General features: G+C 37.1%; 20 protein-coding genes. 1 reads left to right on the top strand and 19 read right to left on the bottom strand.

The window, feature by feature from the left end; all coding sequences use genetic code 11:
- Nucleotides 1-61: 61 nt before the first annotated feature.
- The 12 genes from hepT to BIV60_RS01035 all read right to left on the bottom strand — a co-directional run bounded on the left by hepT (nt 62) and on the right by BIV60_RS01035 (nt 10,722).
- Complete coding sequence (gene hepT, locus BIV60_RS00975) at nt 62-1,024, bottom strand: heptaprenyl diphosphate synthase component II (RefSeq protein ID WP_071353877.1); 963 nt, start codon at nt 1,022-1,024, stop codon at nt 62-64.
- Nucleotides 1,025-1,064: 40 nt separating this feature from the next.
- Nucleotides 1,065-1,769, bottom strand: a complete 705-nt coding sequence (locus tag BIV60_RS00980) for a demethylmenaquinone methyltransferase (RefSeq protein ID WP_071353878.1) — start codon at nt 1,767-1,769, stop codon at nt 1,065-1,067.
- Between the two features lie 2 nt (nt 1,770-1,771).
- Complete coding sequence (locus tag BIV60_RS00985; RefSeq protein ID WP_256218261.1) at nt 1,772-2,593, bottom strand: heptaprenyl diphosphate synthase component 1; 822 nt, start codon at nt 2,591-2,593, stop codon at nt 1,772-1,774.
- Nucleotides 2,594-2,801: 208 nt separating this feature from the next.
- A complete protein-coding gene (gene mtrB, locus BIV60_RS00990; protein ID WP_071353880.1) occupies nt 2,802-3,038 on the bottom strand; it encodes a trp RNA-binding attenuation protein MtrB in 237 nt (78 codons plus the stop codon).
- A 29-nt stretch (nt 3,039-3,067) separates the two neighbouring features.
- Nucleotides 3,068-3,634, bottom strand: a complete 567-nt coding sequence (folE, locus tag BIV60_RS00995; RefSeq protein ID WP_071353881.1) for a GTP cyclohydrolase I FolE — start codon at nt 3,632-3,634, stop codon at nt 3,068-3,070.
- Between the two features lie 177 nt (nt 3,635-3,811).
- Complete coding sequence (hbs, locus tag BIV60_RS01000; protein WP_034676225.1) at nt 3,812-4,084, bottom strand: non-specific DNA-binding protein Hbs; 273 nt, start codon at nt 4,082-4,084, stop codon at nt 3,812-3,814.
- A gap of 350 nt (nt 4,085-4,434) precedes the next feature.
- Nucleotides 4,435-5,913, bottom strand: coding sequence for a stage IV sporulation protein A (gene spoIVA / locus BIV60_RS01005; RefSeq protein ID WP_071353882.1), 1,479 nt, complete (start codon nt 5,911-5,913; stop codon nt 4,435-4,437).
- A 327-nt stretch (nt 5,914-6,240) separates the two neighbouring features.
- Nucleotides 6,241-6,957, bottom strand: a complete 717-nt coding sequence (locus BIV60_RS01010; RefSeq protein ID WP_071353883.1) for a hypothetical protein — start codon at nt 6,955-6,957, stop codon at nt 6,241-6,243.
- Between the two features lie 30 nt (nt 6,958-6,987).
- Entirely contained in the window at nt 6,988-7,173 is a 186-nt protein-coding gene (locus BIV60_RS01015) for a DUF2768 domain-containing protein (protein WP_071353884.1), read from the bottom strand.
- Nucleotides 7,174-7,548: 375 nt separating this feature from the next.
- On the bottom strand, nt 7,549-8,598 hold the full coding sequence (locus BIV60_RS01025; protein ID WP_071353886.1) for an NAD(P)H-dependent glycerol-3-phosphate dehydrogenase: 1,050 nt from the start codon (nt 8,596-8,598) through the stop codon (nt 7,549-7,551).
- A 22-nt stretch (nt 8,599-8,620) separates the two neighbouring features.
- Nucleotides 8,621-9,931 (bottom strand): ribosome biogenesis GTPase Der, encoded by a 1,311-nt coding sequence (gene der / locus BIV60_RS01030; RefSeq protein ID WP_071353887.1) that lies wholly within the window; start codon nt 9,929-9,931, stop codon nt 8,621-8,623.
- Nucleotides 9,932-10,113: 182 nt separating this feature from the next.
- Entirely contained in the window at nt 10,114-10,722 is a 609-nt protein-coding gene (locus tag BIV60_RS01035) for a YphA family membrane protein (protein ID WP_071353888.1), read from the bottom strand.
- Nucleotides 10,723-10,831: 109 nt separating this feature from the next.
- On the opposite strand from BIV60_RS01035, the gene BIV60_RS01040 reads away from it, so the two are divergent.
- The gene (locus BIV60_RS01040; protein ID WP_071353889.1) at nt 10,832-10,975 is read left to right on the top strand and encodes a YpzI family protein; all 144 of its coding nucleotides are present in this window, start codon (nt 10,832-10,834) and stop codon (nt 10,973-10,975) included.
- 95 nt (nt 10,976-11,070) lie between these two features.
- On the opposite strand, the gene BIV60_RS01045 is transcribed toward BIV60_RS01040, so the two are convergent.
- The 7 genes from BIV60_RS01045 to BIV60_RS01075 all read right to left on the bottom strand — a co-directional run bounded on the left by BIV60_RS01045 (nt 11,071) and on the right by BIV60_RS01075 (nt 19,389).
- On the bottom strand, nt 11,071-12,066 hold the full coding sequence (locus tag BIV60_RS01045) for a C-terminal binding protein (protein WP_071353890.1): 996 nt from the start codon (nt 12,064-12,066) through the stop codon (nt 11,071-11,073).
- A 15-nt stretch (nt 12,067-12,081) separates the two neighbouring features.
- The gene (gene hisC, locus BIV60_RS01050) at nt 12,082-13,194 is read right to left on the bottom strand and encodes a histidinol-phosphate transaminase (protein ID WP_071353891.1); all 1,113 of its coding nucleotides are present in this window, start codon (nt 13,192-13,194) and stop codon (nt 12,082-12,084) included.
- A gap of 386 nt (nt 13,195-13,580) precedes the next feature.
- The gene (locus BIV60_RS01055) at nt 13,581-14,567 is read right to left on the bottom strand and encodes a C-terminal binding protein (protein WP_071353892.1); all 987 of its coding nucleotides are present in this window, start codon (nt 14,565-14,567) and stop codon (nt 13,581-13,583) included.
- Nucleotide 14,568: 1 nt separating this feature from the next.
- On the bottom strand, nt 14,569-15,693 hold the full coding sequence (hisC, locus tag BIV60_RS01060; protein ID WP_141770383.1) for a histidinol-phosphate transaminase: 1,125 nt from the start codon (nt 15,691-15,693) through the stop codon (nt 14,569-14,571).
- A complete protein-coding gene (locus tag BIV60_RS01065; RefSeq protein WP_083402044.1) occupies nt 15,693-17,378 on the bottom strand; it encodes a helix-turn-helix domain-containing protein in 1,686 nt (561 codons plus the stop codon). Before BIV60_RS01065 ends, hisC (BIV60_RS01060) begins: the two co-directional genes overlap by 1 nt.
- A 317-nt stretch (nt 17,379-17,695) precedes the next feature.
- Nucleotides 17,696-18,358 (bottom strand): hypothetical protein, encoded by a 663-nt coding sequence (locus BIV60_RS01070; RefSeq protein WP_071353895.1) that lies wholly within the window; start codon nt 18,356-18,358, stop codon nt 17,696-17,698.
- 236 nt (nt 18,359-18,594) lie between these two features.
- Nucleotides 18,595-19,389, bottom strand: a complete 795-nt coding sequence (locus tag BIV60_RS01075; RefSeq protein ID WP_218145912.1) for an ABC transporter ATP-binding protein — start codon at nt 19,387-19,389, stop codon at nt 18,595-18,597.
- Nucleotides 19,390-19,395 lie beyond the last annotated feature (6 nt).

The raw sequence follows: 19,395 nt of genomic DNA on the forward strand, positions 1-19,395 counted from the left end.
CACGATAAGCAACCAACGAAAATAGTAACATTGTTTTGACTATTTCGCAAGGGGGGTCCTGCTAAAACTTACGTCTTCCGATAAATTTTGCTATATCACGAAGCGTTTTTTTCACTTTATTCGCTGGGAGATCAGCTAACACTGTCAGTGCTTTTTCAAGATAAAGATCACTTAAAGCAAATGATTTTTCGATCGCTCCAGATTGTTTAACCAATGTTATGATTTCGGCCATTTGCTCAGGGCTAGTACTTTCCTTTACCTTTATAATTTCCTTACGTTTCAAATCATTTTCTATCGCAAACAACACAGGTGCTGTAATATTTCCTTGCAGTAAATCACTTCCTGCCGGCTTACCCAGTTCTTCCTCAGTTGAAGTGAAATCCAGTATATCATCGATGATTTGAAACGACATACCAACATAATACCCAAATTGGTATAATTTTTTATGTACAGATTCCGGTGCACCCGCGGCGATTGCTCCCAATTGACAGCTTGTTGCAATCAATAAGGCTGTCTTTCGCTTAATTCTTCGGAGATAGTCACGAAAATTTTGTTTATATCGATACTTATCCTTTATTTGCTGAATTTCACCAATTGTAACCTCAACAATGGTATTTGCCAAAATTTTATGTGCAGCAGGATTTTTAATATTTGCCATCAACTCAAGTGAAAGTGCAAAAACAAAGTCCCCGGTATACATAGCAATTTGATTATCCCATTTTGATTTTACCGTCGGCGCCCCTCTGCGAAGATCCGCATTATCAATCACATCATCATGAACAAGCGAAGCCATATGAATTAACTCTAATGCAACGGCTACATCTTTCATAACATCAATATCATATTTCCCAAATTTTCCTGCAAGCAAAACAAAAACAGGACGAATTCTTTTTCCCCCAGCTTGTAATGTATGCATTGATGCCTGCTGAAGAAGAGGCGAGCCTGACTGAATTGCCTCCTCAAGCTTTTTTTCAATTATGTTTATATCCGAATTCAAAAATGAATACATCATTTTTAATTTCATTTGTATTCACCAGCTTTTCATCCTGTCTACATGTGGCTAATCAGTTCTTATACCCAAAATGAACGGCAGCTGCGCCCCCGCTGTATGGTTTATAAAAAACATTTTTAAAACCCGCTGCCTCAAACATCCGGGCAAGTTCCTTCATGCCTGGAAAGTCTTTTGCTGATTCATGAAGCCATGCATATTCGTTGTAGCTTTTTGCAAACAGCTTTCCAAATAAAGGCATAATATAGTGAAAATAAAAATAAAAAAGTTGTCGGTAACCTATCAAAGTAGGCTGTGACGTTTCAAGGCAAACAGCCACTCCACCAGGTTTTAAAACACGATTCATTTCTTTCAATACTTGCAGGTAATTAGGGACATTTCTTAAGCCAAAACCGATTGTCACATAATCAAAACTTTGATCTGGAAATGGAAGTTCCATTGCATTACCATGAATTAATTCTACTTGGTTCAAACCTAATTGGTCGATCTTTTCTTGACCTACTTTAAGCATATTTTTGCTAAAATCCAGTCCAATTACTTTACCGGAAGGACCTACTGCGTCTGCTATGGCAATCGTCCAGTCAGCCGTTCCACAGCATACATCAAGAGCTTTTGAACCAGGTTTTACCTTCATTCTATTCATTGTGTCCATTCGCCACTTGATATGCTGTTGAAAACTAATTACAGAGTTCATCTTATCATAGTTATCGGAAATCTTTTCAAAAACCTTATGAACCCGCTGTTCTTTCGATTGCTGCATGATTACCCTTCCTCCACAAACGTTTTTGCAATTGGCTGCGCTTGAGCTAAAATATTGGAAATTCTATGTTCAAGCATTTCATTTAATTTAGGAAACTGGTTCTTACCTTTTTCAATCCATTGTTTAGCTTTTTCAATATATCGATCACAAACCATCAGCAGGTCTTGCTCCTGATCACTGGGCAAATTTGATGAAGGATGTTCATGATACGGAAAAATAATCTGTATCAGTCCATCAAATAATATTGACCTGCCATATTGAAGATATTGATCTTTTTCTTTTAGCAGCCGCTTAATGAAAAAAAGATTTTCAAAAAACTCATTCCAAGCGCCACCTTGAAAGTATTCAGTGAGCTTGATTAGTAAAGAGCATTCAATCCGTTTTATACTCATCATTAGTTTGTCGATTGTATCAACTTCTTTATGATAAACGGATATTTTATTTTCATTAATTTCCTTTATTCCTTCTGAAAGTGCTTTTATAACCAATATATCTTCTGATTCAGCAAGAAGTTTATAATAAAGGCCGCTGAAATAATCCCCTGCTAAAACAGTTAATTGCCGGCTTTTTTCATTATCGGACGAAATTGAATTTTGTTCATGGGTATCAAGGGCAATTTGAATAAGCATTGTTGATAAACAGTAGTTCTTCACTTCCCCGTAAGACAATTCAAGTCCATCCAAAATAGATATAAGGATAAGAAGTTTATCTTCATCAATAATGGGGGTATCAATATATTTAAGCAAGTATGGGTCTAAAACTCTTTGCTCAACCTGCCCTAAAATATCTGTGAATTTTTGACGAATGTCTGACACTCTAATCACCCTTGCTTCCCCAAATAGTTAATGTCTTTTCAAAATGGTATTTTCTAATTTAAAACGGAACATTCATACCATCCCTTTTTAAACAAGACAGCACCAATTATAGCATAAATGATTTTCCTTGAGCGGAATTTTGCAAAATAAACCCTTAAACAACGAATTAGGATAAAATGAATCAAGTTGAATGGTGGAAGATAGTGTTTCTCATTGTTTATTTTTTCATTTCACTTTCTACTTCGCCAAATTGGGTTAAAACCTTTGCATTTCCCCTGATTTTTATTGCGGATGTATGTTCTGTAAATTGGGCAATTAATACCTCACCTTTATCAAGCTTCTCTGAGTGATGGAACCTGGTATCTGTTCCCCTTGTAAGACCTATCACATTTACCCCATCATCTAAGGCTTTGATCACAACATATTCACTATTTTGAGATTGCTGTTTTTCCAATTTTAATCCCCCCAATTGCTTCCGGTTGACTAATTTTTAATAAGTGAAAGAATTTCAGAACGTGCAATTGTGTCGTTGGCAAGTGTGCCACGAACCGCTGTTGTTACTGTTTTAGAGCCGGGCTTTTTTACCCCCCTCATGGTCATGCACATATGTTCCGCTTCCACTACAACCATTACACCATGCGGTTCAAGCTTTTCCATAATACTATCCGCAATGGTTGAAGTAATTCTTTCTTGAAGTTGTGGTCTTTTTGCAACGGCTTCCACCGCTCTTGCCAATTTACTTAATCCAGTAACACGGCCGTTTTGAGGAATATAAGCAACATGTGCCTTCCCAAAGAAAGGAACAAGGTGATGCTCACACATCGAATAAAACGGAATATCTTTAACCAAAACTAATTCCTCATGGTCTTCGCTAAAAATCGTTTCAAAATGCTTTTTTGGATCTTCGTTCAATCCGCTAAATACTTCTTCATACATTTTGGCTACACGCTTTGGTGTATCAAGTAATCCTTCACGGTTTGGGTCTTCGCCGATTGCTTCTAATATTAAACGCACCGCCTCTTCAATCTGGGCGCGATTTACTTCAGACATGATGATTCCTCCTAATATGTATCTGTCAAGTATATATGACACATACATATTAGCACAACTTTTTCATTAAGGGCAAAAAAGAAAAACGTTTCAGTTCTTTGCACGAATGAAAAAAGGTCATGGCTTTTACCATGACCTTAGCTCTTAAGCATACGCTTAAAGCAATAAACTATGTAATTATTTTACTGCGTCTTTAAGCGCCTTACCTGGTTTGAATGCTGGAACTTTGCTTGCACCAATCTCAATTTCCTCACCAGTTTGAGGGTTGCGACCTTTACGTGCTGCACGCTCGCGTACTTCAAAGTTACCAAAACCGATTAATTGCACTTTATCACCATTTTTTAAAGCATCTAAAATTGAATCAAAAACAGCATCAACTGCTTTGGTAGCATCTTTTTTAGAAAGCTCACTTGCTTCAGCTACAGCATTAATTAGTTCTGTCTTGTTCATGCCATTCACCTCCTCCCAAAGAATTAATTTAAATTCGTAAATAAGGTTACTTATCTACATTTCTAAACAAATTTTCTAAATTCTATACGTCATAGTGCGGTTTTCTTAACAATTTAATCATAAATGACTATTTCGTATCAAATAATCTATTTTTTTTGAAAAACCTTATTATATAAAGGTTTTTAGCACCATAACGTAATTCTGTTAAAAGATTATCATAATCATTTCAGCTTATCAAGAATTATTCATGAAATAATGGTATTCTTTTCATTAAAACAACAAAATTCTACTTTTTTCACGCACAAAATTCTACAAAATCAAAAAAAGACCCCAATATGGAGTCTTGAATATTAAAGGATTATCGCGATTAATCCGCCTGATCCTTCGTTTATTATTCTCTCTAATGTTTCTTTTAATTTATATCTGGCGTTCTCCGGCATTAGAGAGAGCTTTGCCTGAATCCCTTCCCGAACGATTGAGCTGAGAGATCTTCCGAAAATATCTGAATTCCAAATCGATAACGGGTCATCCTCAAAATCCTGCATTAGGTAGCGGACTAACTCTTCACTTTGCTTTTCTGTTCCAATAATGGGGGCAAATTCCGATTCCACATCCACCTTGATCATGTGAATTGATGGTGCTACTGCTCGTAATCGTACTCCAAACCGTGCACCTTGACGAATAATCTCCGGCTCTTCAAGGCTCATGTCTGAAAGTGTTGGAGAAGCTATGCCATATCCCGTTTGCTTCACCATTTTTAATGCATCAGAAATATGGTCATATTCAGCCTTCGCATGAGCGAAATCCTGCATAAGCTCTAGAAGATGGTCCTTGCCCCTTATTTCTACTCCGACAATTTCTTTTAAAATATCATCATATAACTCATCTGGAGCGAATAAGTCAATTTCGGCAACTCCTTGCCCCATCTCAATTCCGGCCAATCCTGCACGGTCAATGAAATCATATTCACTAAATTGCTGGACGACTCTGTCAACATCTCTTAATCTCTTGATATCTTTAACCGTTTCCTTTACTGCCTCCTGATAGCTCTCGCGAAGCCAGTGGTTCTCTCTTAACACCATTACCCAGCTTGGAAGGTTTACATTCACTTCAAGGACTGGGAATTCATACAATGCTTCACGAAGGACATTTAGTACGTCGCTGTCACGCATGCTTTCAACACTCATGGCTATGACAGGAATGTCGTATTTTTCAGCCAAACTTGAACGAAGTGTTTCAGTACTCGGATGGTAAGGCTGGGCACTGTTGACAACCATAATGAACGGTTTGCCAACCTCCTTCAATTCTTCAACGACTCTTTCCTCCGCCTCAATATAATTGCTTCTCGGAATTTCCCCAATCGTTCCATCTGTTGTGACGACAACCCCGATGGTCGAATGTTCTTGGATGACCTTTCTTGTTCCGATTTCGGCGGCCTCATGGAAGGGAATTGGTTCTTCGTACCATGGAGTATTTATCATTCGAGGTCCATTTTCATCCTCATAACCTTTAGCACCAGGTACCGTATAACCAACACAATCCACAAGCCTTATATTAACCTCCAAACCATCATCAACATAGACGGTTGCTGCTTGATTTGGAACAAATTTCGGCTCTGTCGTCATGATTGTTTTTCCGGCTGAACTTTGTGGAAGTTCATCTTGTGCACGAGATCTGTCAGCCTCATTGTTGATATTCGGTAAAACAACCAGCTCCATAAATTTTTTTATGAATGTTGATTTTCCTGTTCGTACCGCTCCTACGACTCCTAAATAAATATCACCGCCGGTTCTCTCGGCAATATCTTTAAAAATATCAACCTTTTCCAAGTGATCCCCTCCCGATCATAGACTAAAGTGGGATAATATTATCCATCAAGGTATTTTTGGACAGTATATGTTTATGATGTTGTCCTATATTGTTATGACACTTTTCTAAAATTTTTTTACCCCCCTATTCAAAATTCAATGCTTTAAAAGTATGGGTCGTGTCAGAACGGTTTAGATCAGTGAGGGTTTCAAATAAAGATACACGGCTTATTTTCCGGAGCTATCCTTATTGGGTTAGATATTGTTAACCTATTAACCTAAAAAACCCTTCTCCTACAATATATTTCACAGGAAAAGGGTTATGACAATTTAATATTATCTATTTGTTCATTGTTTAGGCACAAGAAAAACAGGCTCTTTTGTTTTAGAATCAACTGTATAGGGTAAAGAATACGCCGGAACAAACATGGAGTTGTCCACAAGAATTGAGCGAATATCCTCCCCTGACTTAAAGGTTTTTTTCGTTTTTTTAAGTGCTTGATATAAATCAGCACTGTAATCAACAAAAACCTCCGCATTCCCGTTAATCACAAGTGGAAGATTTTGATTTGAATAAGGGCTGACAACGTATGGCGGACTTTCAAGGCCCAACTTTTTATAGTCCAGTGTATAAACATTATTTGCAATGCTTTTTTTATAAGGCGGGTACCCTTTTGTTTTAATACGTAAGTTAATATCCCTGAGAGTTTCAGCCATTCTTAAATCCAAAAGTTTAACCGTTGGCTTTTTTTCAACATCCACGAGCACATATTGAAAAATTCCTCCGTTTTCATAAGCATTCCCTGGAGGTTCTGCCATATACCTCGGTGAGATTTTTTTAAAGTCAATCGGATATTTTTGATATATCGGCGTATTCGCTTCCTTTGTTTTAATGGGCAAAATACCGCCATTATCCTTCTGGAAAGAGTCCACGGCTGATTGTACCATCTGAATTTGATCTTTATAAGGGACTTGATTCTTTGCCAGTTTTTCATTAGGATACATGCACCCTGATAAAAATATAGCTGTAATGACAAAAACACAGCCTAACATGAGCCGTTTCATATAATCACCTTTATTTTATGTATTAAGAAATTAAGTAAATAAAACAATAAATAAAATAATACCTGCAATAATCATAAATAAATAAGCCAGTATTGCCGTTATAACTCGAAAAATTCCTTTTAATTTAAAGCGGCTAAGATAAATAGTGAAAATGGCTAAAAACATTAAGCCGATTCCTGCAACCGAAATCCACATTTTAAGCATCCCAGGTGACAAAAAAATTCCCCCTTTTTTCCGAATGTTATTATACCATAGGACATTAGAAAAGCGGAAGCGCCTTGATCAGCCCCGACAAGCACAAAACAAGCCGGCCGAAAGGTTGTTCTTTAACCTTTTGGATGGCTTGTCTTGTGACCTCGAGGGGCTAGGCGCTGGAGCTGGACAATTATCGAAGCCAAAATTTATACTTTCTTATCTCCAAAAAAAAACTGAAGTAAAGAGGGGCGAAGTCTTTACTTCAGTCATTTAGACTAAATAACCCATACTCCAGCTTCATACTACCATTGTGCTTCGTTGCATTGTATGCTGAGAGTATAAAAAGCGTATCATCGAACTGCTATTTTTTTAGTCAAAAAGGAACATTTTTTAGGATTAATCATTTCTTTCCTCTAAAATGTTTGTCAGATCTTCCATTTCCGGCTTTTTCCCTCGGCCCATTAAGATGTCAACACCATCTTTTGCATTTTTTCCGTTAAATAAGACATCATACAGGGCGAATGTGATGGGCATCACGACATCGTATTTTTTCGCAAGCTGATAAGCTGCTTTTGTCGTTCTTACTCCTTCTACCACCATCCCCATATTGTCGAGAACTTCATTAAGTGTTTTCCCTTTGCCAAGAAGGTTACCGGCTCTCCAGTTCCTGGAGTGAACACTCGTACAGGTTACAATTAAATCACCAATACCCGCTAAACCAGAAAATGTTAAAGGATTCGCACCCATTTTCGTTCCTAAACGGGCAATTTCCGCAAGGCCTCTGGTGATTAATGCAGCTTTGGCATTATCCCCATAGCCAAGTCCATCCGTTATCCCTGCCGCCAGTGCAATAATATTCTTTAAGGCACCGCCAATTTCAACACCAATTAAATCAGGATTTGTATATACCCTAAAATTATTATTGATGAATAAATCTTGGATTTTTCCTGCTGCCTCCATATTTTTCGATGAGACGGTTACGGTTGTCGGATGCCGCAAACTGACTTCTTCAGCATGGCTTGGACCGGAAAGGACCACAACATCGTTTAAAAGCTCTTTCGGCATTTCTTCCTCGATCAACTCAGATATTCTCAATAACGAATCAGGTTCTACCCCTTTACTTACATGGGCAATAATAAACGAATTTTTTGCAACCGCAGCGATTTTTCTAATAACTTCCCGAATTGCCTTTGTCGGAACAGCCAAAATAATGGTTTCAACTCCAGATACCGCATCGTTTAAGGAGGCATAGCCTACGATCAACTCCGGTAAATCAATTCCCGGTAAATATTTTTTATTTGTATGAAATTGATTAATTTCCAGGACTTGATTTTCGTTATGACTCCACAATCGGACGTGATGGCCATTATCTGCCAATACCAATGCCAATGCCGTTCCCCAGCTTCCTGCACCTAAAACAGCAATTGTTTCGGATTTCTGCTGCATTTTGTTTCACACCCTCTTTTTCTTATTTTCTTTCTCTTGCAAAAATCTTGATTGGAGTACCTTCGAATCCAAACGCATCCCGAATTCGATTCTCAAGAAAGCGCTCATATGAAAAATGCAATAACTCTGGTTCGTTAACAAAAATAATAAATGTCGGCGGCTTAACTGCAACTTGGGTTGCATAATAGATTTTCAACCGTCTTCCTTTGTCAGTAGGCGTTGGGTTCATCGCAACCGCATCCATGATAATATCATTTAATATACTTGTTTCAACGCGCATTGAATGATTTTCACTTACCATATTAATCATTGGCAGTAATGTATGAATCCGCTTTTTTGTTTTGGCAGATAAAAAGACAATCGGGGCATAACTTAGGAAAAGGAAATGTTCCCTTATTTTTTGTTCAAGCTCCTTCATGGTCTTTTCATCTTTTTCGACAGCGTCCCACTTATTTACTACAATAACAACTGCTCTCCCTGCTTCATGTGCATATCCGGCAATTTTCTTGTCTTGTTCAATAATTCCTTCTTCCGCGTTTAAAACGACTAGCACAACATCTGAACGTTCGATTGCCCTAAGCGCCCTTAATACACTGTATTTCTCCGTACTCTCATATACCTTTCCTTTTTTGCGCATTCCTGCCGTATCAATAATGACATATTTTTCGCCATTATATGTATAAGGGGAATCCACTGCATCCCGTGTTGTACCTGCAATATCGCTGACAATTACACGTTCTTCTCCTAATATAGCATTTACTAACGAGGATTTACCTACATTCGGGCGGCCAATTAATGAAAATTTTATTACATCCGCATCATAATCATCCCCGCGGTCCTTTGGAAAGTGTTTTGCTGCGGCATCTAATAAATCACCAAGACCAAGACCATGTGAACCCGACACCGGAATCGGTTCACCAAACCCCAAGGCATAAAAATCATAAATCTGATCGCGCATGTCAGGATTATCAATCTTATTTACACCTAAAACAATTGGTTTTTTCGATTTATAAAGGATTTTTGCTACCTCTTCATCAGCAGCCGTTACCCCTTCTCTTCCATTTGTTAAAAAAATGATTACATCTGCTTCATCAATCGCTACCTCTGCCTGCTGACGGATTTGTTCCAAAAATGGTTCATCCCCGATATCAATACCACCTGTGTCAATTACATTAAAATCATGATTCAGCCATTCACCAGAACTATAAATACGGTCTCTTGTCACCCCTGGGATATCTTCAACAATCGAAACACGTTCCCCAACAATTCGATTAAAAATAGTGGATTTACCTACATTCGGGCGGCCAACAATCGCAATAACCGGTTTTACCATTTTCTTTCCCATCCTTTCATATATTACTTATCAACTTATTTATGTTTAATCCTAAAAGCTTTAAACTCAGGTTAAATCATTCAGTAATAAGTGCTAATGATAAAACCCTTCTATCCATGAGAAGGGCCAACTTAATTAGTTTAACAAATGTTGATCATCTCCCGCAATGGAAACCTCGCTGGTCAAGATGATTTTTGCTTTGCTTTTTCAGTAAAATTAAAGTGATTTTGAAAAATTGTGCCCGCATTTTCGAAAAAGCTCCATCCTACAAGCAGGAAGCTGATCAATGCACAAACATCAAGATAGGCAAATGTACCAATTGAATAGGGAAAATGATATTTACTTAAAATAATGGTATATAAGATTTCTCCTTGCATCGTACCATTTAAAACGATTAATAATCGTCCTCTAAGCGTTTTTTGCAAAAGGATTGCTAAATACCCCAATAAAATCCCCATCATCCATTCCTTTTTAAGAATAATCCAAATTGGGTCGAAAATTTCAAATAAATGAAAGGTAACATAAGAAATCCCAATTATATATGAACAAATAAAAAAATAAATAATGGCCCTAAGCTTTTCCTTACTAATCAGAATAAAGGTCAGGAATAATAGGAATAAACCACTTGCAAAGATATCAATATTTCCTAACCTAAAATGCAGGGTTGAAAGAGCTATAAGCATTAAGATGGCTGCAGCTAATTTAAACCTGTATGGATTTTGCTTATTTAAGAAAAATGTCAGATAGACCCAAAATGACCAGGAAATCCAATAAAACATCGAACCTTCCACTTTAACCACCTCCTATTATTCTCATTATTGGTTAATGTTATGTATTTTCATACTAACCTGCATAATCTTTCCTAAGTGAATCATCTTATTAGAAGGAGGTGTAAGAAGAATGGGAAAAGACCGTCAAGAAAAAAAATTAAAGGCAAGTAGAAGAGTGGAATCCGACAGAGATCAAGCATTGCATTACCCAGGTGCCACCAAATTACAAAGCCCTGAAGAGGCTAGGGGGTTAAACGACTCCAAGTATGATTAACTAAAAGAAAAAAAGCATCAACGGATATGTTTTTTCTTATTCCGATGATGCTTTCTATTTTTTATTACTATTGAATTTCTATACTCTGTAATCTCCTACATTATTAATTTGTTTAATGCTTCTTTGTTTAAAACTTTAACTAAGGGCCTTCCGGCTACACCATCAATAATATTTTGGCATGTCTTATTTTTCAATTCGTTAAGAGCATCATCCGAAACATATCCGGAGTGCGGAGTGACATAAACCTCATCTAGACTAAGCAACGGATCGTTTGGGTCAGGGGGTTCATTTAAGAGTACATCTAAGCCTGCCCCGGCAATATGTCCTTCAACAATGGCTTGATACAAGTCCTCTTCATTAATTAGCCCTCCACGGCTGGTGTTTACAATTAAAGATCCCTTAGGCATCATTTTTAATTGTTCATACCCAATGATATTTCGATTTTCCGGCCTCAAGGGTATGTGCAGACTTAGAATCGTGGATTGCCTTAACAAATCGTTAAACTCAACTGCTTCCACTGAGTATTTTGAAAATACTTCTTTAGGTGCACTAGGGGCATAGGCAATGAGGCGAACGCCAAACGGTTTAAGTTTTTCAGCAACCCTGCGTGCAATTTTTCCAAACCCAACAAACCCTACTGTATTTGAACTAAAGCGTTGAATCGGAAGGGTGTCCATTGGATCCCATTTTCCTTCTTTTACTTGTCTATTATAAGCTGGGAAACGTCGTGTAATAGTTAACATGTGGGCTATCGTCTGATCCGAAACCTCTTCTGAGCAAAATTCGGGCACATGGGTGACTTTTATCCCTTTACTTGCGGCTGCATCCAAATCAATTGTGTTATATCCAACTGATGAGGCTGTAATTACACGACAAGAATCCAACTTTTCAATTAAATCTTCATAACATGGAAACCCTACTTGGACGATAACACCATCCGCGTACGGGGCATAAATTGGCCATTCCGCATCCAAAGTTTCGAACCGGGTCACCTTTACATCAAAGCCATTTTGTTCAAGGATTGCTTTCTCTACACTGTGATCAATCCACTCATCATCAAGTATCCAAGCCAAAAGTTTCCCATTTTTCAAAATACCCACCGCCTTTTATACATGGTTTGGAGTTTGGCTGCTAATTTCCTGCAGCGCTTTGATAAGTTTTTCATTATTTGCTGTTGAACCAATACTAATCCGAGCAAAAGTAGGGAACCCCCAAGCTGCACATGGGCGTATGATAAGGCCTTTTTGAAATAGTTCGTTTGCTAGCTTCGAAGTATCCTGTTTCATATCGATAAATAAAAAATTAGTATGTGTTTCTTCAACGCTAAATCCAAGAGAACGGAATTCGTTTATCATCTTAACCATTTCTTTTCTGTTCTCAGCCAATACCTTTTCGATATATTCCACGTCCTCAAGAGCTGCTATAGCACCAGCCTCTGCTGCACGGTTACATGCAAACGGTTCACGTACCATTTGCAGGGGTCGAATCAACTCACCCTTTGCTATTGCATATCCGACTCTCATCCCAGCTAAACCAAATAATTTCGAAAAAGTACGGATTGTAATGACTGGATATCCTTCCCGGATATACTCTACACCAGTTGAATAATTTGGTATAGAAATAAATTCACCATATGCCTCATCTAAAACAGCAATTACATGTTTTGGCAAGTGACTGAAGAAAGTTTTAAGTTCCTTTTCATCTACAATCGTTCCCGTCGGATTATTTGGGTTGCAAATAATGACCAGCTTTGTTTTCTCATTAATTGCGTCCAAAATCGCTTCAAGATCAAACTTATGATCCAGCGTGGTCGGAATCTCTACTGGAATTCCCCCAACAAGCAAAGTGTTTTTATTATATTCCGAAAACGTAGGTGTACAATAAACTACTTCTTCCCCCTGATTAACATAGGAGGCAATCACTAAATTAATAATATTGTCTGCTCCATTTGCGATTACATAATTTTCCGGATCCATTCCATGCAGTTTTCCAAGTTTGTTGCGAAGCGCAAGGCAAGTCAAGTCCGGATAATAATGACTTTCAAGAACTGCATTTTGCATCGCTACAATCGCTTTTTGTGAGGGCCCAAGTGGATTTTCATTTGTCGCAAGTCGAATTACTTCCTTTATTTTTGATTGTTGTTCAGCTTCCATTGCTGCTTGTCCGGATATATACGGATCCAAATTCTTTACACTATCACGCCATAAATTTTCTGACATAGTAAAACCCTCCTAAGATAGATAACCATTTTTTAAATTTAAAATTATTAACTAGAGTTTAAAAATTACTATTATAAATAGAGTGTTAAACTCAAACATCATTTTACACAATATTCAGAATTGAACTAAGTCATTTTTTAATTACTACTAAAAAAATACACAATAAAACAAAAATTTAGAGTACTCGTTTGATATGGCTCCATTACTGCTATGAAGGTAAGGAATTAAACCTTTTCCTATAAACACTAGAACAAAGCAAAAAAGTATAATATTTCATTAAAATGCGTGGTTACTGAAAACTTGACTTTCGGATAACATTAAGAATATTCATAAGTAAAGAAATAACCAGTCCGTATTAACCGGTCTGGCCATTTTAAAATAATCTATTAAATTTTTATTTTCTTCAGATTCAATGCATATGGTAAATCGTTTCCTAAAACTCCATCAATCGCTGCCTGGGTTGTTCTGGTTCTTAGCTCTGTGATCGACTCCTCAGAGAAATAAGATGAATGCGGTGTAATTAAGCACTCCTCCATTGTTAACAGTGAATAATCTGATGCAGGAGGTTCTTGCTCCAGCACATCCAGACCTGCTCCGGCAATATGACCTTCTTCTATGGTCCTTTGTAAGTCATTTTCATTTAAGACCCCACCGCGGCATGTATTTATAACAAAGGCACCTTTTGGGAGCTTTTTAAGGCGTTCATAATTGATTAAATTGCGTGTTTCCGGTGTAAGTGGTACATGAAGACTAATAATATTAGATTGCTCAAGCAGTTCGTCTAACGAAACCGGAATTGCTCCTTGATTTCTTATAGATTCTTCCGAAATGTATTCGTCATGTGCTAAAATTTGCACCCCAAATGGCTTTAATTTATCAGCAACCATACGGGCAATACGTCCAAAGCCAATTAATCCAACAGTTCTTGTACTAAAGCGATGAATTGGCTTGGTATCAAGTGGATCCCATTTTCCTGCTCTTACTTTACGACTATAAGCAGACAACCTTCGAGTAACCGCAAGAATTAAGGCAACAGTATGATCAGACACCTCTTCCGCACAATAATCTGGAACATGTGAGACAGCAATCCCTTTTTTAGTAGCCGCCTCCATATCTACATGATTATAGCCCACTCCAGGAATAGAGATGACTTTACATGAATCTAACTTTTCTATAATTTCAGCACTGCATTGAAAACCAACCTGTGCTACTACACCATCAGCGATTGGGGCATAAATCGGTAAATCTTCCTCAAGTGTTTCAGATCGAGTAACTTTTACCTCAATATTATAATGTTGATACATATTCTTTTCTAAATGATGATCATTCCATTCATCGTCTAAAATCCAGACTAGAAGTTTTCCTTCTCTCACTCTAATTCTCTCCTTTTGCAACGGTTGCTGTTAGATTTTTTCTAAATTTTTTTAATGATCTTATTAACTGTTTATTTTGTTCCGAAGTACCAATAGTAATACGGGCATGTGTTTGCAACCCCCAAGCTATACATGGGCGAATGAGAATTCCCTCTTGCATAAGCGCCTCGGAAAGCACCATAACATCTTCTTTCATATCCACGAACAGAAAGTTAGCGTGTGATTCCGTCACATCAAACCCCAAAGCTATAAGTTCTTTTGAAAGCTCAATCATCTCACGCTTATTTTCTCGTAAACTTTTATTTATATACTCTTGATCATTAAAAGCAGCTAAAGCACCTGCATGTGCAATTCGATTAGCAGAAAAGGGTTCCCTTACCGCTCGGATTGGCTCAATATATTCAAAATGTGCAGCAGCATATCCAATTCTAGTACCCGCTAATCCGTACAATTTTGAAAATGTACGAACAAAAATAACAGGATATCCTTCCTTTACATAATCGATTCCAATACGATAACTTTCACGATCAATAAATTCGACATATGCTTCATCCAACACCACAATCACATGAGGTGGGATTTTTTTAAAAAATAATTGCAATTCATTTTCTCCCAATATCGTACCAGTCGGGTTATTGGGATTACAAATAAAAATAAGTTTAGTATTTTCATTTATTGCTGTTAGAATTCCTTCAAGATTATAGGTATGATTTTTAAGCAATGGGACCTCAATAGGAGTTCCTTCCATTAACAAGGTAATTGTTCTATATGCCGGGAAAGTAGGGGTGCAATAGATAATTTCATCACCAGGGTTAATATAGGCATTACCAATCAAAGAGATGATATTATCCGCACCGTTTGCAACTAGAAACTGTTCAGGATCAATTTTATAGAAATTTCCTAATTTTTCACGTAGTTCGCTGCATGTTGACTCAGGATACAATTGGCTATCTTTCGCAGCGATTTGCATAGCTTCTACAGCCTTTGGTGATGGTCCAAAAGGATTTTCATTAGAGGCTAGCCGAATAATTCCATCCAATCCCAGTTCCCGCTTTACCTCTTCTATTGCCTTTCCAGGAATATAAGGCTTTAGCTTTGTTACACTTTTTCGCCATTGCTCTTTCATCAATACAACTCCTTCCGTTCAAATAATCCCTCAGTTGAATTTCCAGATGGAACCAAAATAGAATTACGGTATTCACTTGGAGTTTTGCCCACCAATGTTTTAAAAACACGGCTAAAGTAGTGAGAATTACTGTATCCAACTTCAAAAGCGATTTGATAAACCGTATAATTTAAATCTTTTAGCAATTCTTTCGCTTTTTCTATTCGCAAATAAGTAATATATTCAACAAAATTAGTTCCAGTAGCACTTTTAAAAATTCTACTAAAGTATGTAGGACTTAGATGTACATGACTTGAAACCTTTTCCAAAGTAATTTGTTCTAAATAATGCTGCTCAATATACTCCATAGCCTTTTGGATTGATTTAAGGGTATGATCATTATTTTTGGTTGAAACCTGGTCAATAAATCGATGGATCATATCCCTTATCCACTGCTCCATTTGAACTAAATTTTCGATAAAGTTTAAGGAAGATGTATATTCCGAAAGGATAAAATGAATTTCCTTTTCATTTGCCCCCCCATTGATAGCTGCACGAGCCAGCATAGTTGAAATTTCTGAAAGCTGCAGTTTTAAGACTTCTGGGTCAACATTCTGTAACGAAAACAACCGATCTAATAAATTTTTCATATTATCCTTAACAGCTGTATTATCCGCTACCATTAATTTACTTGCTAAGGTTGATACATCCTGATTTGGTAGAAGAACAAATTCATTTGTAAACGGTTCTACATCATGATGATGGATCACTAAATCCTTTCCTAAAAAGAATTTATGTTTTAAAGCGGTTTGTGCTTCTTGATAACTTAAATGTAAATTCCTTACATCTTCATAATAGTTTCCAATTCCTATCGTTACGCTGTAACCTGTATTTTCTTTGATATATGTTTTCGCTTCGTCGGAGATTTTCTTAGCATATTGCTTAAACCCTACATGGTCGTCAAAAAAAGGAAATGAGAGGAGGATTGCAAATTTATCTGCTGCTGTTCCCATAGCCAGGCACTCATCTAACTTTTTAATGAAGAATTGACGGGTAACCGTGATAATTTCATTGCGAACAAAATCCTGCCACTGTTTACTCTTTTCCTTGTTCCTTAAAAAAAACTCGTCTATTTGAAGGGATATTGCAGTGTTTGGCATGGTAGATAATCCAACTAATTGACTTTGATCCCAAATTTCTCTAGAGTTTTTAATATTTCCATATAATAAATTATAAATAAGACCGAGTCTTACTGAAGACATAATATTATGTGGATCTTCATTTCTTTGTTGCATCATCTGGTCGGAAAGCTGTGCTTCCACCTTGAGTTCCTGCAACAGGCGATAAACTACTTCCTCATCAAACGGCTTACTTAAGCAATCGAAAACACCATTTTTAAAAAGCGTTCGCATCTCAAGATCATCATATCGGCTTTTCACCACAACTAAAGGTATTGTAATTTTCTTCTTAGCTAATTGTTGAAGAACGACATCTTTTGCCAGTTTCATCATTTCATCAAGGTCTAAAAGCACTGCGATGGTACCCAGCTTAAATGATAAATCTTCTTTTAAAAGGGACTTTTTGTCCACTGCTTCTATCAAAAAGCCAAATTTATATTCATTATTTATTTGATGAAAGAGATTAATCACATGTTTATCATCTGTTGCTAGGAGTATAAGATTTTCCATAGAATCACACTCTTTCATTCAAAAGTTTAGATAAAGTGAAACTTCAATCAGTGGGGGTTTTTTTCATCCCCCACTGATTGTTAGTTGAACCAATAGGGCTTTTACGGGCAGTTGATCCCCCACTTATGCTACCTGTTTCTACTAAGCCTTGGAATGGGGTCTTACTGCCCGTTAATGCGGGATAAAAAAAGGAATATTATTATATTTCAAATTTGGTTTATTTTTTTCCTTTATATTTTTTTATTATTTATTAACCTAAAAATTGAGTAGGGTATCGATGGTCCTAAAAAGATCCATGATACCTCACTCAATTTTTCCATCTAAATTATAATATTTTAGACGGTTTCTTTTGCAGGGTAGATTGTATCATAATAATGAATCATTTCTTCGCGAAGACGACGTGCACCCCAAATTGCGTTTTCTATATGTTCATCTGTAACAACATACTTTTCGACAATCATTTCTCCAAGTTTAGCATGGAATTCTTCATCCTTTTTAATTGTTTCATAGCATCTTGCCAAGTCAGGTAAGCCAATCCGCCGGCAGTTCTCGATTACGATATCATGTGTAGTTGTTGTTGATGTTTCAGAACAGTTCCACACAGCCACTGCACAGGCACGGTCTTTTCCAAGTGCCTCCCAATGCAGGTTTTCCCAGCCAAGATGTTGTGCTGGTGGTTCAGTTGGAGCAGTATAACCATGTTTCTCAAGCACTCTACAAATAATCTCATAATGGTGAGCTTCTTCCCACATATGTTTACACAATGCTGTTACTGTAGTTCTGTCTAATTCCTTCCAATAGTCATTAATTTGTTTTCCGAGGAAGAATACATAAGCGATTTCCAGCCAAACTCTTTGTTCAATCGCAGTAAAGACTTCTTCCTGTGTTAGATCTTCTCTTGTCCAGAACTTTTCCGCTTTCTCTTGAGCATAGTTCTTAAGTTCTTCCTTAATAGCCCTAAACTCTGTAAAAAACTCTTCGCGTGTGATTGCTGACATTTTAAAACCCTCCATTTTTTAAAAAAATTATTCTAACTATTCATAATTATATTTTCATTCATTATCTTCCGAAAGTACTCATTCTTATGATATCTTACACTTTTTTAACTTCATCGTAGTAAAAATGTTTTGGATGATTATACCTTTGCACTTTTTTAAAGACTACACCGGTTCTTTTAAAAAACAAAAAAATAAAGGAGGGAAACCTTTGTCAAAGCTCCCCCTTCTTCCCCAACTTATTTCACTTCCATCATTGCCTTTAAGCTCTCCTCACGAATTAATTCTGTTAACTGTTCCTTGTAAGCAAGGAAACGGGAATCCATTTTAATATGATAGGACCGTGGATGCTCCAGTTCAATTGGAATATCCGCTTTAATTTTACCGGGTCTTGAAGTCATTACGATTACCCTATTAGCTAGATAAATAGATTCTTCCACATCATGGGTAATAAAAAGGATTGTCTTATGCGATTTCTCCCAAATTTCGAGCAATAATTCTTGCATCAGTGTCCGCGTTTGGTTATCAAGTGCACCAAATGGCTCATCAAGCAAAAGAATCTCCGGATCATTTGCTATTGCTCTTGCAATCGCCACACGTTGCTGCATTCCCCCGGAAAGCTGCCGCGGGTAATGTTTCTCGAAGCCCTTCAACCTAACTAATTCAATATAATTCCTAACAATATCCTTACGCTGTGCTGCACTCAGCTCTTTATGTTTCAAGCCAAACTGAATATTTTCTTCTACTGTAAGCCAGGGAAATAGAGAATAGGCTTGAAAAACCATTCCTCTATTTGAGGATGGACCATAAACCTCTTTACCATCAAGATAGACATTTCCCGATGTCTGCTCCTCAAGACCCGCCACAATCCGAAGCAAAGTAGATTTCCCACAACCCGATGGACCAAGAATAGTAATAAATTCATTAGGCATAATTTTTAGGTTCGTTGTATTAAGAGCAAGTACTTGTGAATTTTTTTTATTACCGGAGAATATTTTTGTGACATTCTTTATTTCTAGTTTTGCAACCATCATTACTCA

It is taken from the genome of Bacillus sp. MUM 116 (assembly GCF_001866655.1).
Taxonomy (GTDB): Bacteria; Bacillota; Bacilli; order Bacillales; family Cytobacillaceae; genus Neobacillus.

Bases quoted from the DNA above. Each gene is read 5' to 3' on its own strand.
- hisC (WP_071353891.1), bottom strand. From the start codon at position 13,194: ATGTCAGAAAATTTATGGCGTGATAGTGTAAAGAATTTGGATCCGTAT.
- BIV60_RS01070 (WP_071353895.1), bottom strand. From the start codon at position 18,358: ATGTCAGCAATCACACGCGAAGAGTTTTTTACAGAGTTTAGGGCTATT.
- BIV60_RS00980 (WP_071353878.1), bottom strand. From the start codon at position 1,769: ATGCAGCAATCGAAAGAACAGCGGGTTCATAAGGTTTTTGAAAAGATT.
- BIV60_RS01040 (WP_071353889.1), top strand. From the start codon at position 10,832: ATGGGAAAAGACCGTCAAGAAAAAAAATTAAAGGCAAGTAGAAGAGTG.
- der (WP_071353887.1), bottom strand. From the start codon at position 9,931: ATGGTAAAACCGGTTATTGCGATTGTTGGCCGCCCGAATGTAGGTAAA.
- BIV60_RS01075 (WP_218145912.1), bottom strand. From the start codon at position 19,389: ATGATGGTTGCAAAACTAGAAATAAAGAATGTCACAAAAATATTCTCC.
- hisC (WP_141770383.1), bottom strand. From the start codon at position 15,693: ATGAAAGAGCAATGGCGAAAAAGTGTAACAAAGCTAAAGCCTTATATT.
- BIV60_RS01025 (WP_071353886.1), bottom strand. From the start codon at position 8,598: ATGCAGCAGAAATCCGAAACAATTGCTGTTTTAGGTGCAGGAAGCTGG.
- folE (WP_071353881.1), bottom strand. From the start codon at position 3,634: ATGTCTGAAGTAAATCGCGCCCAGATTGAAGAGGCGGTGCGTTTAATA.
- BIV60_RS01065 (WP_083402044.1), bottom strand. From the start codon at position 17,378: ATGAAAGAGTGTGATTCTATGGAAAATCTTATACTCCTAGCAACAGAT.
- hepT (WP_071353877.1), bottom strand. From the start codon at position 1,024: ATGAAATTAAAAATGATGTATTCATTTTTGAATTCGGATATAAACATA.
- BIV60_RS01010 (WP_071353883.1), bottom strand. From the start codon at position 6,957: ATGAAACGGCTCATGTTAGGCTGTGTTTTTGTCATTACAGCTATATTT.
- hbs (WP_034676225.1), bottom strand. From the start codon at position 4,084: ATGAACAAGACAGAACTAATTAATGCTGTAGCTGAAGCAAGTGAGCTT.